Annotated in this window: 13 protein-coding genes; 11 read left to right on the top strand and 2 right to left on the bottom strand. The window is 70.7% G+C overall.

Annotated elements, in window-relative coordinates; genetic code table 11:
• Positions 1-385 precede the first annotated feature (385 nt).
• From IOD14_RS28315 to IOD14_RS28295, 5 genes are all read left to right on the top strand, one after another.
• Positions 386-1396 carry a LacI family DNA-binding transcriptional regulator gene (locus IOD14_RS28315; protein ID WP_212671898.1) on the top strand — a complete coding sequence of 337 codons (1011 nt, stop codon included), beginning with the start codon at positions 386-388 and terminating at the stop codon, positions 1394-1396.
• A gap of 137 nt (positions 1397-1533) precedes the next feature.
• A complete protein-coding gene (locus tag IOD14_RS28310) occupies positions 1534-2781 on the top strand; it encodes an extracellular solute-binding protein (RefSeq protein ID WP_123987638.1) in 1248 nt (415 codons plus the stop codon).
• A 20-nt stretch (positions 2782-2801) separates the two neighbouring features.
• The gene (locus tag IOD14_RS28305; RefSeq protein ID WP_212671897.1) at positions 2802-3755 is read left to right on the top strand and encodes a sugar ABC transporter permease; all 954 of its coding nucleotides are present in this window, start codon (positions 2802-2804) and stop codon (positions 3753-3755) included.
• Entirely contained in the window at positions 3752-4561 is an 810-nt protein-coding gene (locus IOD14_RS28300) for a carbohydrate ABC transporter permease (RefSeq protein WP_123987636.1), read from the top strand. Before IOD14_RS28305 ends, IOD14_RS28300 begins: the two co-directional genes overlap by 4 nt.
• Before the next feature lie 47 nt (positions 4562-4608).
• The gene (locus IOD14_RS28295) at positions 4609-6342 is read left to right on the top strand and encodes a trehalase family glycosidase (protein WP_212671896.1); all 1734 of its coding nucleotides are present in this window, start codon (positions 4609-4611) and stop codon (positions 6340-6342) included.
• A gap of 6 nt (positions 6343-6348) precedes the next feature.
• Here IOD14_RS28295 and IOD14_RS28290 read toward each other — a convergent pair whose 3' ends face one another.
• Together IOD14_RS28290 and IOD14_RS28285 are read right to left on the bottom strand one after the other, a co-directional pair.
• Positions 6349-7596 carry a cytochrome P450 gene (locus IOD14_RS28290; protein WP_123992526.1) on the bottom strand — a complete coding sequence of 416 codons (1248 nt, stop codon included), beginning with the start codon at positions 7594-7596 and terminating at the stop codon, positions 6349-6351.
• 50 nt (positions 7597-7646) lie between these two features.
• The gene (locus tag IOD14_RS28285; RefSeq protein WP_212671895.1) at positions 7647-9002 is read right to left on the bottom strand and encodes a glutamine synthetase family protein; all 1356 of its coding nucleotides are present in this window, start codon (positions 9000-9002) and stop codon (positions 7647-7649) included.
• A gap of 263 nt (positions 9003-9265) precedes the next feature.
• On the opposite strand from IOD14_RS28285, the gene IOD14_RS28280 reads away from it, so the two are divergent.
• From IOD14_RS28280 to IOD14_RS28255, 6 genes are read left to right on the top strand one after another with little or no spacing between them, the layout of a single operon-like run.
• Entirely contained in the window at positions 9266-9454 is a 189-nt protein-coding gene (locus IOD14_RS28280; RefSeq protein ID WP_123987633.1) for a ferredoxin, read from the top strand.
• 1 nt (position 9455) lies between these two features.
• Entirely contained in the window at positions 9456-10646 is a 1191-nt protein-coding gene (locus IOD14_RS28275; RefSeq protein ID WP_123987632.1) for an FAD-dependent oxidoreductase, read from the top strand.
• Positions 10647-10657: 11 nt separating this feature from the next.
• Positions 10658-11464, top strand: coding sequence for an acetoacetate decarboxylase family protein (locus tag IOD14_RS28270; RefSeq protein ID WP_212671894.1), 807 nt, complete (start codon positions 10658-10660; stop codon positions 11462-11464).
• A gap of 35 nt (positions 11465-11499) precedes the next feature.
• Complete coding sequence (locus IOD14_RS28265; RefSeq protein WP_212671893.1) at positions 11500-12963, top strand: aldehyde dehydrogenase; 1464 nt, start codon at positions 11500-11502, stop codon at positions 12961-12963.
• The gene (locus IOD14_RS28260) at positions 12956-13885 is read left to right on the top strand and encodes a 3,4-dihydroxyphenylacetate 2,3-dioxygenase (protein ID WP_123987629.1); all 930 of its coding nucleotides are present in this window, start codon (positions 12956-12958) and stop codon (positions 13883-13885) included. The genes IOD14_RS28265 and IOD14_RS28260 overlap by 8 nt, the downstream gene beginning before the upstream one ends.
• An 11-nt stretch (positions 13886-13896) precedes the next feature.
• Entirely contained in the window at positions 13897-14742 is an 846-nt protein-coding gene (locus tag IOD14_RS28255; RefSeq protein WP_123987628.1) for a fumarylacetoacetate hydrolase family protein, read from the top strand.
• Positions 14743-14785: the final 43 nt, after the last annotated feature.

Here is a 14785-nt window from a genome sequence, read left to right as displayed (position 1 = left end):
CCCGGCGTCGCGTGGATCTGTCAGCGGATGACATGGATACGTCCTCAATCGTCGAGTAGCGGGTTCGGCCGACCCGCCCCGATCACCGTCGAACCGGTTCGACACAGGTGGGGCTGGGGGAGAGGCGCGTGTCAGAGGGACGGCTGGTGTGGCGGCTCTGTGACGGCGGGTGCGGGGGAGACGGCATGGGACAGCTGTGTCGAACCGGTTCGGCGAAGCTAGCACCGGGGGATTCGGCCAGCAATCCCTTCGACACGGAGTTCTCGCCGTCGTTCGTGTCCTGCCGGGGATTGTGGTGCGGGTATTGACAGGTGCCCGGGCAGTTCCTACGTTCACTTCCACGCGAACCGGTTCGACAGCCGGTCGCCCGTCCCAAGGAGTCGCCGTGAACATCGGTGAGATCGCCCGACGGGCCGGTGTCTCGCGCAGCACCGTGTCCTACGCACTGAGCGGCAAGCGCCCGGTGTCGGAGGACACGCGCCGGAAGATCCAGCGGGTCGTCGACGAACTGGGCTACCAGCCCAGCGCCAGCGCCCGCGCCCTGGCCAACGGCAGGACCAGCACCATCGGCCTGGTCTTCCCGCCGGCCGGGAACCACTACACCGGGATGCAGCTGGACTTCATCGGCAGCGTGGTGGAGGCCGCCGCCGCCCATGACTACGACGTGCTGCTGTCGCCGAGCGGCATGGACAGCGACCGTTCCTTCCAGAGGCTGCTGGGGGAGCGGCGGGTCGACGGCGCGATCCTGATGGAGATCCGCCTGCAGGACGACCGGGCCGATCACCTGGCCGCGCTCGGCTTTCCCTCCGTCGCGATCGGCCGTACCGCCCACGCGGAGGAGGGCTGGTACGTCGGCCTGGACCACACCGCGCTGGCGGCGGCCTGCGTCCATCACCTCGCGGACCTCGGCCACCGCCGGGTCGCCTTCGTCAACCGGCCCGAACAACTCCTCAGGACCGGGTACGAGTCCGCGCACCGCGGTCTGGACGGCTTCACCAAGGCCGCGGCCGAACGCGGACTGACCGTGCGGACCTACTGCTGCGGGGACGACGCCGCCTCCGGCCAGGCCTGCGTGGAACAGATCCTGCACGACGACCCGGCCACCACGGCCCTGGTCACCCTGAACGAGGCCGCGCTGGGCGGCCTGTACCGGGGGCTCGCGCACGCGGGCCGCCATGTGCCGCGCGACTTCTCCGTCACCGGGGTCGTCGCCAACCGCTGGGCGGAGACGGTCACCCCGCAGCTCACCGCCGCGGACGTCCCGGCCGAGGAGATGGGCCGGCTCGCCGTCGACCTGCTGGTGGAGCGACTGGGCCACACCGACGCCCCGCCCCGGCACCACCTCCTCATCCCGCCGATCTCGCTGCGGAGCAGCACCGGGCCCGCGGCGACCTGATTCACCCTCCCGAACCGCACGCGTCACCGTCACACCGCTCACGTCCGAACGCCGCCCGACGGCGCTGTTCGCCGTGCCCGCCTCTGCGCGCGACCCACTGCCGCGGCACCCGCATGTCACACACCGAAGGAACCGCCATGACCAGTTTCGCCAGACACCGCCGTCCCACCGCCGCGATCCTGATCTCCCTCGCCGTCGCCACCGGCGTCACCGCCTGCGGCTCCGGCTCGGGCAGCAGCGGCACCAAGGGTGCCGACAGCGGTACCTACACCGTGTGGGACCCGTACCCGCAGTTCGCCAAGGGCTCGGCCTGGACGACCCTGCTGGACAAGTGCGGCACCGAGGCGGGCGTCAAGGTCAAGCGGACCGGCTTCGACACGAGCGACCTCGCCAACAAGACCCTGCTCGCCGCCCAGCAGGGCAACTCCCCGGACATCCTCATCGTCGACAACCCGGTCGTCTCCACGCTGGCCGAGGCGGGCGTGCTCACCACGACCGACGACAACAAGCTGGACACCTCGAAGGTCGACCCCAACCTGCTCGCGGCCGGCCAGTCCGGCGGCAAGACCTACGGCACCCCGATCGGCGCCAACACCCTCGCGCTCTACTACAACGAGAAGGTCCTCAAGGAAGCCGGCGTGGACATCGCCTCGGTGAAGGACTGGGCCTCGCTGACGGCGGCCCTGGAGAAGGTGAAGAAGGCCGGGAAGAAGGGCATCACCTTCTCCGCGATCGGCACCGAGGAAGGCAGCTTCCAGTTCCTGCCCTGGTTCTGGGGCGCAGGCGCCAAGCTCACCGAACTCGACTCGGCGCAGGGCGAGTCGGCGCTCTCGCTGTGGAAGGACTGGCTGAAGAGCGGCTACGCCCCCAACTCGGTCCTCAACAACACCCAGACCACCAGCTGGCAGGAGTTCGCCACCGGCGAGTACGCCTTCGCGGAGAACGGCACCTGGCAGCTCGCCAACGCCGAGAAGGCCGGATTCCCGTACGGCGTCCTGCCGATCCCCGGCGCCGACGGAGGCTCCGCCCCCGCCCCCACCGGCGGCGAGTTCGTCACCCTCCCCGTCCAGGACGACACCGGCCGCTACGCCACCTCCCAGAAGCTGGCTGCCTGTCTGACCAGCGCGGCGGGCCTCCTCGAGACCGACAACACGCTGTCCTACGTGGCCCCCACCAGCGAGGTCCAGGACAAGCAGGTCGCCGCGAACGCCGCGCTGAAGCCGTGGGTGGAGGCGGTCAAGTCCGCCAAGGGCCGCACCAGCGACGACCTCGGCACCAAGTACCCCAAGATCTCCGAGCAGATGTGGAAGGCCGTCCAGTCCGCGCTCAGCGGCTCGAAGTCCCCGAAGGACGCGCTGACCGACGCCCAGTCCGCCGTCAAGTGAGCGCACCCCGGGGCCAGTTGATGAGCCAGACGAAACAAGTGCCGCGCCCTCGGACCGACTCCGAGGGCGCGAGGCCCGAGGCGCGGCGCCGGCCCGCCTCCCCGCACTGGGCCGCCTGGGCGTTCCTGGCCCCGGTGACCCTCTACCTCGCCCTCTTCTACGCCTATCCGCTCTACCGCAACCTCGACCTGAGCCTGCGCAACTACACCGTGCGCTCCTTCGTCCAGGGCGACGCACCGTTCACGGGGCTGGCCAACTACCGGAAGATCTTCGACGACCCGACCTTCGCCCCGGCCCTGCTGCACACCGTCGTCTTCACCGCCGTGTGCCTGCTCTTCCAGTACGCCATCGGCCTGGCCCTGGCGGTCTTCTTCCACCAGAACTTCCGGCTCTCCGCCACCCTGCGCGCCCTGTTCCTCGTACCGTGGCTGCTGCCGCTGATCGTGTCGGCCTCCACCTGGTCGTGGATGCTCAACAGCGACTCCGGCATCGTCAACGCCCTGCTGCACGCCTTCGGCCTCGACCCGGTCAACTGGCTGACCTCGCCGTCCTGGTCGCTGGCCTCGGTGATCATCGCGAACATCTGGATCGGCGTCCCCTTCAACCTGGTCGTCCTCCACAGCGGCCTGCAGTCGATCCCGTCGAGCCTGTACGAGGCGGCCGCCCTGGACGGAGCGAACGCCTGGCAGCGGTTCTGGCGCATCACCTTCCCGCTGCTGCGCCCGGTCTCCGCGATCACCCTGCTGCTCGGGCTCGTCTACACGCTCAAGGTCTTCGACATCATCTGGATCATGACCAAAGGCGGTCCGGCCGACTCCTCCACCACCTTCGCCACCTGGTCCTACCAGCTCGGCTTCGGCAACCTCCTGCCAGCCTTCGGCCCCGGCGCGGCCGTCGGCAACCTGCTCGTGGTCGCCGCCCTGGTCTTCGGCCTGATCTACGTGCGGGCCCAGCGAAAGCAGGCACTGTCATGAGACCGATGTGGAAGACCGGTGCGGGCCTGCTGCTGACCGGGATCATGCTCTTCCCGGTCTACTGGATGGTCAACGTGTCCTTCACCCGCGACCAGGACATGCGCAAGAGCCCACCGGACCTGTTCCCCCTCCACGGCACCCTGGCCGGCTACCGCACGGTCCTGAACGAGCAACTGCCCTATCTGGGTACCAGCCTGGTCGTCGCCCTGGGCACCGTCGTGCTGACCGTGGCGCTGGCCGCCCCGGCCGGCTACGCGCTGGCCAAGCTCCGTCCGCGCGGCGGCGGCATCCTCAGCTTCGCCCTGCTCGCCGCCCAGATGATCCCGGGCATCATCATGGCGATGGGCTTCTACGCCATCTACCTCCAGCTCGGTCTGCTCCAGTCCGTCCCCGGCCTGATCGTCGCCGACTCGACCCTGGCCGTCCCCTTCGCGGTGCTCATCTTCACCGCGTTCATGTCCGGCATCCCCGGCGAACTCCTCCAGGCCGCCCAGGTGGACGGGGCGCGCGCCCTGCGCACCTTCTGGTCGGTGGTCCTGCCGATGAGCCGCAACGCCGTCGTCACGGTGTCCCTGTTCGCGTTCCTGTGGTCCTGGTCGGACTTCGTCTTCGCCAGCACCCTGGTCAACGGTGGCGCCCACGAGCCGATCACCCTCGGCATCTACCACTACATCGGCAACAACAACCAGGAGTGGAACGCCATCATGGCCACCGCCGTCGTCGCCTCGCTGCCCGCCGCGGTCATCCTCGTCCTCGCCCAGCGCTACGTCGCCGCCGGTGTGACCGCCGGTGCCGTGAAGGACTGAGACCCCCACCCGTCGGCCCCACCGCTCGAGAAACGAGAAACCCCTTCATGACCGTCGCCCGTTCCGGCCCGGCCTTCTCCGTCCACGACATCCCGTTCAGCACCTACGGATCCTGGTTCGGCATCTCCCCGGTGGTGGCGGAGAAGACGTACGCCGAGGACCTCCACCTCGTCTCGCACCAGAACGGCATGCACGCCGTCCTGAGCCTCGTGCCGCTCGACCCCGCGACCGGCGAGCGGGCCGAGACCCGCGTCGAGGCGGCCCCGGGCCTGCTGACCTGGACCGGCGCGGCCGGGCGCGTGGATCTCACCTACGAGTCGCCGGACACCGTACGACTGCGCGGTGCGGGTCTGCCGCTGCGGATCTCGGCGGCGGCCCGGACGCTCACCCCGTTCAGCGGCACGTACTTCTACCGCGAACCGGCCGTCGACGCGTACGTGTTCACCTCGTACGAGACCGGACGCCGCTACCGGGTCACGCTGCTCGCCGGCACGGTGGCCGGGGTGTTCGGCAGCCAGGCCCTGGGCAGCGCCGACCGCGGTGTCACCGTCGCCGACGCGGACGGCGGCTGGGAGATCGCCGTCGAGGAACTCGACACCGCCCGCCCTCCTCACGTGCCGACGGCGGCCTTCGCCAAGGTCGTCGAGGCCGCCCGGAACTCCTTCGCGGACTTCGTCGACACCGTGGCCCCCTGGCGCTCGTCCGCCACCCCGGCCGCCGAACTCGCCGCCTACGTCCTGTGGTCGGCGACCGTACGCCCGGCCGGCCTGGTCACCCGGCCCGGCGTCCTGATGTCCAAGCACTGGATGGACAAGGTCTGGAGCTGGGACCACTGCTTCAACGCCCTCGCCCTCGCGCCCGGTTGCCCCGAACTGGCCCGGGACCAGTTCCAGCTGCCCTTCGACCACCAGGACGAGACCGGGGCACTGCCCGACTCGGTCACCCACTCCGAGGTGCTCCACAACTTCGTCAAACCGCCCATCCACGGCTGGGCCTTCGGTCACCTCCGCCGCAGGCTCCCGACCCCGCCCGACCGGGCCGAGCTGACCGGGACGTACGACAGGCTGCAGCGCTGGACGGAGTTCTGGCTCACCGCCCGGCGCGCGCCCGGCGCCGCCCTGCCGCACTACCAGCACGGCAATGACAGCGGCTGGGACAACGCCACCACCTTCGACCCCGAACGCATGGTCGTCACCGCGGACCTGGCCGCCTTCCTGACTCTCCAGCTGCGTGAACTCGCCGATCTGGCAGAGCTGTTGGACAGACCCGAGGAAGCCGGCCGGTGGACGCGGGCCGCCGAGGAGACCCAGCGGGCGATGCTCGACCAGCTCTGGAGGGGCGACCGGTTCGTCGCCCAGGGCGTCGACAGCGGCGACACCTGGGGCACCTCCAGCCTGCTCGACCTGATGCCCGTCGTGCTGGGCGAGCATCTGCCGCAGGAGATCGGCGAGGTGCTGGCCGCCCGGATCGAGGCCCATCTGACCCCGTACGGCCTGGCCACCGAACTGCCGTCCTCGCCGCACTACGCGGCCGACGGCTACTGGCGCGGCCCGATCTGGGCTCCTGCCACGGTCCTCGTCGAGGACGGTCTGCGCCGCGGCGGCCACCACCGGCTGGCCGACGAGATCAGCGCCCGCTTCCGGGCCCTGTGCGAGCACCACGGCTTCGCGGAGAACTTCGACGCCCTGACCGGAACGGGTCTGCGCGACCGCGCCTACACATGGACGGCCGCCGCCTACCTTCTGCTCGCCGAGGCACACGCGCAGCGGGACGGCGGATGAGCCCGGTCAGGCCAGGGTGACCTCCACCGGCAGCTTCTTGATGCCGTTGACGAAGTTCGAGCGCACCCGGGGGACGTCACCCACCAGCCGGATGTCGGCGAGGCGCGGGATCAGCTCCTCGAACATGATCCGGATCTCGGTGCGGGCGAGGAGGTTGCCCAGGCACAGGTGCGGGCTGCCCTTGCCGAAGGTGACATGGTCGTTGTGCTCCCGGGCCACGTCGAAGTCGTACGGGTTGCCGAAGACCTCCTCGTCGCGGTTGCCGGAGGCGTACCACATGACGACCTTGTCGCCCTCCCGGACCTGCTTGCCGCCGAGTTCGACGTCCCGGGTCGCGGTGCGCCGGAAGTGGTAGACGGGCGAGGCCCAGCGCAGGAACTCCTCGACCGCCGTGGGGATCAGCGACGGGTCGTCCCGCAAGCGGGCCAACTGCTCGGGGTGCTGGAGGAGGGCCAGCATGGAGTGGGTGATGGTGTGCCGGGTGGTCTCGTTGCCGGCCACCACCAGCAGCAGGAAGTAGTTGTCGAAGTCCTGCGCCGAGAGCGGGACGCCGTCGCGCGGGGTGGTGTTGACCAGCTTGGACACCAGGTCGGTGCCGTCCCCGCCGCGCCGCTGGCGCGCCAGCTCCCGCCCGTACGCGAAGACTTCGAGCGAGGCGGGGGAGCGGAACGGCAGATCGCGGTACTTCTCGCTCTCCGCGCTGTGCAGCAGGACGTCCGCGTAGTCGGGGTCGGTGTTGCCGATGATGCGGTTGCCCCAGTCGATCAGCTGCTGGTTGTCCTCCGGCGGGACGTCGAGGAGGCGGGCCAGGACGTTGATGGGGAAGTCCGCCGAGACCTCCTTGACGAAGTCGAAGGTCCCCTTGGCCAGGGCCGCGTCCAGGGTCTTCGCGGTCAGACCGCGCAGGAAGTCGGTGTAGCTGTTGATGACCCCCGCGCCGAACTGGCGCTGGATCACGCTGCGCAGGGCCCGGTGGCGGACGCCGTCCAGCTCCAGGATGGAGGCGCGCTTTGCGATCTGGTCCTCGTCGACCTCCTCCAGGTTGACGAACCTCGTGGAGGTGAAGGTCTCGGCGTCCCGGTCGACGCGTGCGATGTCCGCGTGCCGGGTGACCGCCCAGAAGCCGGAGTTGGGCGCCTCCTCGGGCTGCCAGTGCACCGGGTCCTCGTGGCGCAGGGTGTGGAACATCCGCCAGGGGGTGACCCCGTCGGTGAAGTGGTCGAGGTTGGCGAGGTCGACGTCGGCGAGCGCCATCGGCTCGGCGGCGGCCGGAACAACAGTGGTCACGTGGGTGCTCCCAGTCGTCACAGGTGGTAGGCGTACTCGGTGAACTCCCAGTCGGTGACATGCCGTTGGAAGCGTTCGACCTCGTTGCGCTTGTAGGAGAGGTAGGAGGTGGTGAAGTCCTTGCCGAGCAGCTCGGACAGATCGGTGTCGGCCTCCAGCGCGTCCAGCGCGGCGGACAGGTCCATGGGCAGGACGGCCGAGCGGGCGGTGTCGTAGCCGTAGCCCTCCAGCGGCGCCGGCGGCTCCTCACCGGCGTGGACGCCCAGCAGGGCGGCGGCGAGAGTACCGGCGACGAGCAGGTACGGGTTGGCGCTCGCGTCCCCGAGCCGCAGCTCCAGACGGGCCCCGGAACCCCGCTCGGGCGGCACCCGGACCATGGCACTGCGGTTGTCCAGCCCCCAGTCGATCAGCCAGGGCGCGAGGGTGTCGGGGCCGAAGCGCTTGTAGGAGTTCACCGTCGGGTTGGCGAGGGCGGCGAGCGCGGGGGCGTGGGCCAGGATGCCGGCGAGGGCGTGCCGGGCGGTCGCGGACAGGCCGTAGGAGCCCGTCGGATCACCGAATGCGTTGTCCCCCTGCTCGTCCTGGCAGGAGAGGTGCAGGTGGAAGCCGGAGCCGCCCGCGTCTTTGAAGGGCTTGGCCATGAAGGTGGCCAAGTTGCCTTCCTTGCGGGCCAGTTCCTTGACGGCGGCCTTGAAGCGGAAGGCGCGGTCGGCGGCGTCCAGGGCCTCGGAGTGGGTCAGGTTGATCTCGTACTGGCCGCCGTCGAACTCGTGGTTGCCGGTGACGACACCGAGGCCCAGGTCGCGCAGCGCGCGCAGGGTGCGCAGCAGGTGGTTGCCGGGGTCGGCGCGCAGGCCCGCGGTGTAGACGGCGCCGGTGGTCTCCGGGGAGCGGCGCCAGCCGGTGGGGGACTGCGGGGCGGGCTCCAGCAGGAAGTACTCCAGCTCGGGGCCGACGACGGGCCGCAGGCCCTGTGCCGCGCACCGGGCCAGCACACCGCGCAGCAGGTCACGCGGGGACTCGGCGGCCGGAGCCGAGGTCGCCGGGTCGGTGACCTCGCCCAGACAGGTGGCCACGCCGGGTTCCCAGGGCAGGACGGACAGGGTCGACAGGTCGGGCCGTACGCACACGTCCGGCAGCCCGGCGTCCAGACCGCCCGCGACCGGGACCACGTCCCCCTGCGGGGAGGTGTGGTAGACCGCCCGGCAGAAGGCCAGACCGTGCTCGCAGGCCGAGGGCAGATGGTCCACCAGGACGTCCCGCGCGCGGTCCGTGCCGATGAGGTCGGGGTAGATCACCCGCACGACGTCGATGCCGTCGGCCGTGAGCCGCTCGACGTGACGGCGGATGTCCGGATTGGCGTGAGAGCTCACCGATGCCTCCTTGGGCGGCTGGGGCAGCCTCGGGCTTTCGTTTGAACCCGAACGTTATGGAGGAGGGCGCCCTCCCGCAAGAGGTGGGCGCAATTAATTTATCCACCTGGATAGGTATTGACCAGGGGGTGGCCGCTGCCTACCTTGTTTGAAGCCAAACGAGTTGGGGAGGCGTTTCCGCGCATCCCTTTGGCCGGGGCCCGGCCGTTCACGGCCGGGCCCCACTTCGCCCCTTCGCTCCCGCTCCCTCAGGAGGACCGGCCATGAAGGTCGTCGTCGACATGAACAAGTGCCAGGACCACGGCCAGTGCGTCTTCGCCGCCCCCGACGTCTTCTCGATGGACGACGACGGACATCTGCTGTACGTCCCCGACCCGGACGAGGCGCTGCGTGACGAGGTCGAGGAAGCCGCGGACGTGTGCCCGCTCCAGGCGATCCGGATCGAGGGCTGACATGGGCGCCGGCATCGTCGTCGCGGGCGCCTCCATGGGCGGTCTGCGCGCGGCCGAGCAGTTGCGGGCCGCCGGCTGGAGCGGCCGGATCACGGTGATCGGCGACGAGCCGCACATGCCGTACAACCGGCCCCCGCTGTCCAAGGAGGTCCTCGCGGGCAGGGCGCCCTTCGCCTCCCTCGCCTTCACCCCCAAGGCGGCCGCGGCCGACGTGCGGTGGCGGCTCGGCGTCAGGGCCGTCGCGGCCCGCCTCGACGAACGAACGGTCTCGCTCGACGACGGCTCGACCCTCCCGTACGACGCTCTCGTGGTCGCCACCGGCATGCGCCCCCGCCGCCTGCGCTGCCCGGGCCCGCTCGCCGGCCGGCACACGGTCCGCACCATCGACGACGCCCAGGGGCTGCGGGACGAACTGACCCGGCCCGGTGTGCGCGTGGTCGTGGTCGGCGCCGGGTTCATCGGCTGCGAGGTGGCCGCCACCGCCGTGGCCCTCGGCGTCACCGAGGTCACCGTCGTCGACCCGCTGCCCCTGCCCATGGTCGGCCCGCTCGGCGAACTGCTCGGGCGCGCGCTGCTCAAGAGGCACGAGGAGCGCGGGGTGCGGTTCGCGCTCGGCACCGGTGTCGCCGGGTTCGAGGGCGAGGACCGCGTCACCGGGGTCGTCCTGTCCGACGGGACGGTTCTGGAGGCGGACGTCGTCGTCGAGTCCGTCGGGTCGGTCGCCAACACCGAATGGCTGGACGGCAACGGCCTCGACCTCTCCGACGGCGTGCTCACCGACGCGCATCTGCGGGCCGGGGGACGGCGGGACGTGGTCGCGGTCGGTGACGTGGCCCGCTTCCCCAACGCCCGCTACGACGGGGTGGCCCGCCGTGTCGAGCACTGGTCCATCCCCACCGACACCGCCAAACACGCCGCGAAGACCCTCGTCGGCGCCGAGACCGCGCCCTTCGCCCCGCTGCCCACGTTCTGGAGCGACCAGCACGAGTTCCGCCTCCAGTCCTTCGGCGCCCCGGTGCTCGGCAAGGACGACGTACGGATTCTGGACGGCGACCCGGAGGGCGACGTCCTGGTCGGCTACCACACCGGCGGCCGGCTCGTCGGTGTCGTCGCGCTCGGCGGTCAGGCCGCCGCCATGGGTGCCGCCCGCTACCGCGCCCAGCTGCTGAAGCAGCCCGCCCTCACCGCGTAAGGAACCCCCTCATGTCTGCTGTCCGTGGCTACTTCCACCCCAAGACGGCGAGCGGTGCCTCGTCGCTGATCCCCGCACCCCCGTGGCGCTACTCCGGCGACCTGCTCACGGTCGAGTACCGCACGGATCCCGCCAGGGTGCGCGAACTGCTGCCCGAGCCGCTGGACCTGGCCGACGAGGACCCCGGTGCCGTGGCCCTGATCTGGGCCGACTGGCAGTCCTGCTCGGCCTCGGGCCGGGAACTGCTCGACCCCGTCCTCTCCCAGTACAAGGAGGCCTTCGCGGTCGTCCGCTGCAAGTACCGCGGGGAGACCTACTCGCGGTGCGTGTACATCTGGGTCGACAAGGACTTCGCGATCGCGCGCGGACTGCACCAGGGGTATCCGAAGAAGCTCGGCTCCATCCACCAGACCCGTCCGCATCCGTACGGGCCCGCTCCGCGTATCGAGGCGGGCGCCCGCTTCGGGGCGACCCTCGCCGCCGCGGACCGACGGCTCGCCCAGGCCGTGGTGACACTGCGGGAGCCCTCGCCGACGAACGGCTTCGTGAACGCCCACCCCATGGCCCATCACCGGTGGCTGCCGTCCGTCGAGAAGGGGAAGGGGCTCGCGCTGGACGAACTGATCGAGACGGGCGCGGCCTCCTTCGAGGGCGGGCAACCGTGGGTGGGAGACGCCGAGTTGTCCCTGTTCGAGGCGCCGACGGAGGAGTTGGCGCGCCTGGAGATCCGGGAGCCGATCGCCGCGTACTACCGGCAGGTCGGGGTCGTGTGGGACGGCGGCCGGCTGCTGGAGTCCGGAACCTCCGGAGCCGAATGAACCCCCGTACACCACGCCGTACTTGGAGACCGGACATGACCGAACACACCCTCACGGTGGCCGGAGTCGCCGTCGACACCCGGCACTGGATCGGCGGCGAGCGCGTCGCCTCGGCCGACACCTTCACCGACGTCTCACCCATCGACGGCGCCGTGCTCGGGGAGATCGCCCGCGGCGGCCCTGCCGAGGCGCGGGCCGCCGTCGCTGCCGCCACGGCCGCCTTCCCGGCCTGGGCCCGCACGCCCCGCGCCGAGCGCGCCCGCATCCTGCACGCGATCGCCGACGGTGTCGAGAAGCGGATCGAGGAACTCGCCCTCGTGGAAACCACGGACAACGGGGCCTTGTTGCGTTCGCACCGGCGAGGCGTGATGCCCAGGGTCGCGCACAACTTCCGGTTCTTCGCGGACTGGTTGCTGAAGCTGGACCACGAGGACTTCGAGACCCGGGGGCACACCAACCACGTCAGCTGGGACCCGGCCGGGCCGTCCGTGCTGATCACCCCTTGGAACGCGCCGCTGATGCTGTCCACCTGGAAGGTCGCCCCCGCGCTCGCCGCGGGCAACACCGTCGTCCTCAAGCCCGCCGAGTGGACCCCCCTGACCGCCTCCCTGCTCGCCGACATCGCCGCCGAGGCCGGGCTGCCCGCCGGCGTGCTGAACATCGTCCAGGGCTACGGCTCCGAGATCGGAGACGCCCTGACCTCGGACCCGGACGTACGCCGGATCAGCTTCACGGGCTCGGTGCCGACGGCCCGTCGCATCGCGGCCTCGGCCGCCGGGAACCTCACCCCCCTGAGTCTCGAACTCGGCGGCAAATCACCCCTGCTGGTGTTCGCCGACGCCGACCTGGACCTCGCGGTCGACCTCGCGGTGGAGCAGTACGACAACGCCGGGCAGGTGTGTCTGGCCGCGACCCGCATCCTCGTCGAGGAGCCGGTCGCCGAGGAGTTCACTCGACGATTTGTCGACAAGGCGACCAGGCTTCGGCAAGGCGACCCTCGCGACGAGGCCACCGACATCGGCCCCAACATCCACCCGAACCAGCTGGAGAAGATCGACGGCTTCGTACGGCGGGCCCTGGCCGCCGGGGCACGAGCCGTCATCGGCGGACACCGCACGGACGGCCAGTACTACGCGCCGACCCTGCTCACCGATGTCGCCCAGGACTCGGAGATCGTGCAGGAGGAGGTCTTCGGGCCGGTCCTCACCCTCCAGACCTTCCGCACCGAGGAGGAGGCCGTACGGCTCGCCAACGACACCCGCTTCGGACTCGCCGCCACCCTCGCCACCGGCGACCCCGAGCGCGCCGAGCGCGTCACCGCGCAGCTGGTCGCGGGCACCGTGTGGGTCAACTGCTTCTTCGTCCGCGACCTCCAGGCCCCCTTCGGCGGCTCCCGCCAGTCCGGGGTCGGCCGCGAGGGCGGCACCTGGAGCTTCGACTTCTACTGCGACCTGAAGAACACCGTCACCGCGCCGAAGGGATGGCACCACCATGGGTGAGATCGTCGGGGCGGGACTGCTCGCCCATGTGCCCACCATCGTGCTCCCCGAGGACGAGCGGCTGGAGCTGAACGAGGGCAAGGAGATCACCCTCGTCACCGGCCTGCGGCAACTGCGCGAGGAGGTGTTCGAGCGCGACGACTACGACACCGTCGTCGTCCTCGACTCCCACTGGGCCACCACCGTCGAGTTCGTCGTCACCGCGCAGCAGCGCCGGGCCGGCCTGTTCACCTCGGAGGAGCTCCCGCGCGGCATGTGCCGGATGCCGTACGACTTCCCGGGCGACCCCGAACTCGCCTTCAACATCGAGAAGTTCGCGGACAAGCACGGTACCTGGATCACCGCGATCGAGGACGAGTACCTGCCGATCTACTACGCCACCGTCAACCTCTGGAAGTTCCTGGGGGAGGGGCTGCCCGACAAGCGGTGGGTGACCATCGGCGTCTGCCAGACCGGGGACATGGAGGACCATCTGCGGCTCGGGCGGGCACTCGCCGACGGTATCGCCGCCACACCCGGCCGCCGCGTCCTGCTCATCGCCTCGGGTGCCCTCTCGCACACCTTCTGGCCGCTGCGCGAACTGCGCGACCACGAGGCCAGCGACCCCGTGCACATCCGCACCCCCGAGGCCCGCGAGGCGGACCTCGAGCGCATCGCCTGGTTCAAGGAGGGCCGTCACGACAAGGTCCTCGACACGATGGACGAGTTCTGGAAGCACAAGCCGGAGGCGAAGTTCTTCCACCACCTGATGATGGCCGGCGCCCTGGGCGAGCGCGCCTGCGTCGCCAGGGCCCGTCAGTACGGCGCGTACGAGAACTCGATCGGCACCGGCCAGGTCCACCTCTGGTTCGACCGCCCGTCCGACGGCTGGACCGGCACCGGCCTGCCGAACACCCCCCGCACCCCGCACAGCCGCAGCTAGGAGACCGGAACATGCCCGAGTACCGCCGCATCCTCCTGGACGGTGCCGCCGTCCACGTCACCGTCGACGGCGACGAGCTGGTCGCCGGGGACGGTCGCCGCGTCAAGACCGAGGACGCCCAGCACCTGCCGCCGGTCGAGCCGTCGAAGGTGATCGCCGTCCATCTCAACCACCGCAGCCGCGTGGACGAGTTCGGGATCGAACTGCCCGACACCCCGACGTACTTCCACAAGCCGACCTCCGCCCTGAACTCCCACAAGGGCGCGATCGTCCGCCCCGAGGGCTGCAAGTGGCTCAACTACGAGGGCGAGGTGGCCATCGTCATCGGCAGGACGGCACGGAACATCTCCCCCGCGCAGGCGGGGGAGTTCATCGCCGGGTACACGATCGCCAACGACTACGGGCTGCACGACTTCCGTGACACGGACGCCGGTTCCATGCTCCGGGTCAAGGGCTCCGACACCCTGTGCCCGCTGGGCCCGGGACTCGTCACCGACTGGGACTTCCGCGGCAAGAGCCTGCGCACCTACGTCAACGGCGAGGTCGTGCAGGACGGTTCGACCGACGAGATGCAGTGGGACATGCACTACCTCGTCGCCGACATCGCCCGCACCATCACCCTGTACCCCGGCGACGTGCTGCTGTCCGGCACCCCCGCCAACTCCCGGCCCGTGCGGCCCGGTGACGTCGTCGAGGTCGAGGTCGAGGGGCTCGGCCGTCTCACCAACCACGTCGTCACCGGCCCCACCGCCATCCGCACCGACGTCGGCGCCCAGCCCACCGAGTCCGAGGAGGTCCTGTCCACCGCGCTCGGCGGCGACTGGGAGTTCCGCGGGATCCGCCCGCCCCGGCGCTGACGCGGGCCAGGGGGGAAGCGGGGCCGCGCCGGGGGCCCGGACC

This window comes from Streptomyces sp. A2-16 (assembly GCF_018128905.1).
In the GTDB taxonomy this organism is placed as follows: Bacteria; Actinomycetota; Actinomycetes; order Streptomycetales; family Streptomycetaceae; genus Streptomyces.
This window is presented reverse-complemented; position numbering and strand designations above follow the sequence as displayed.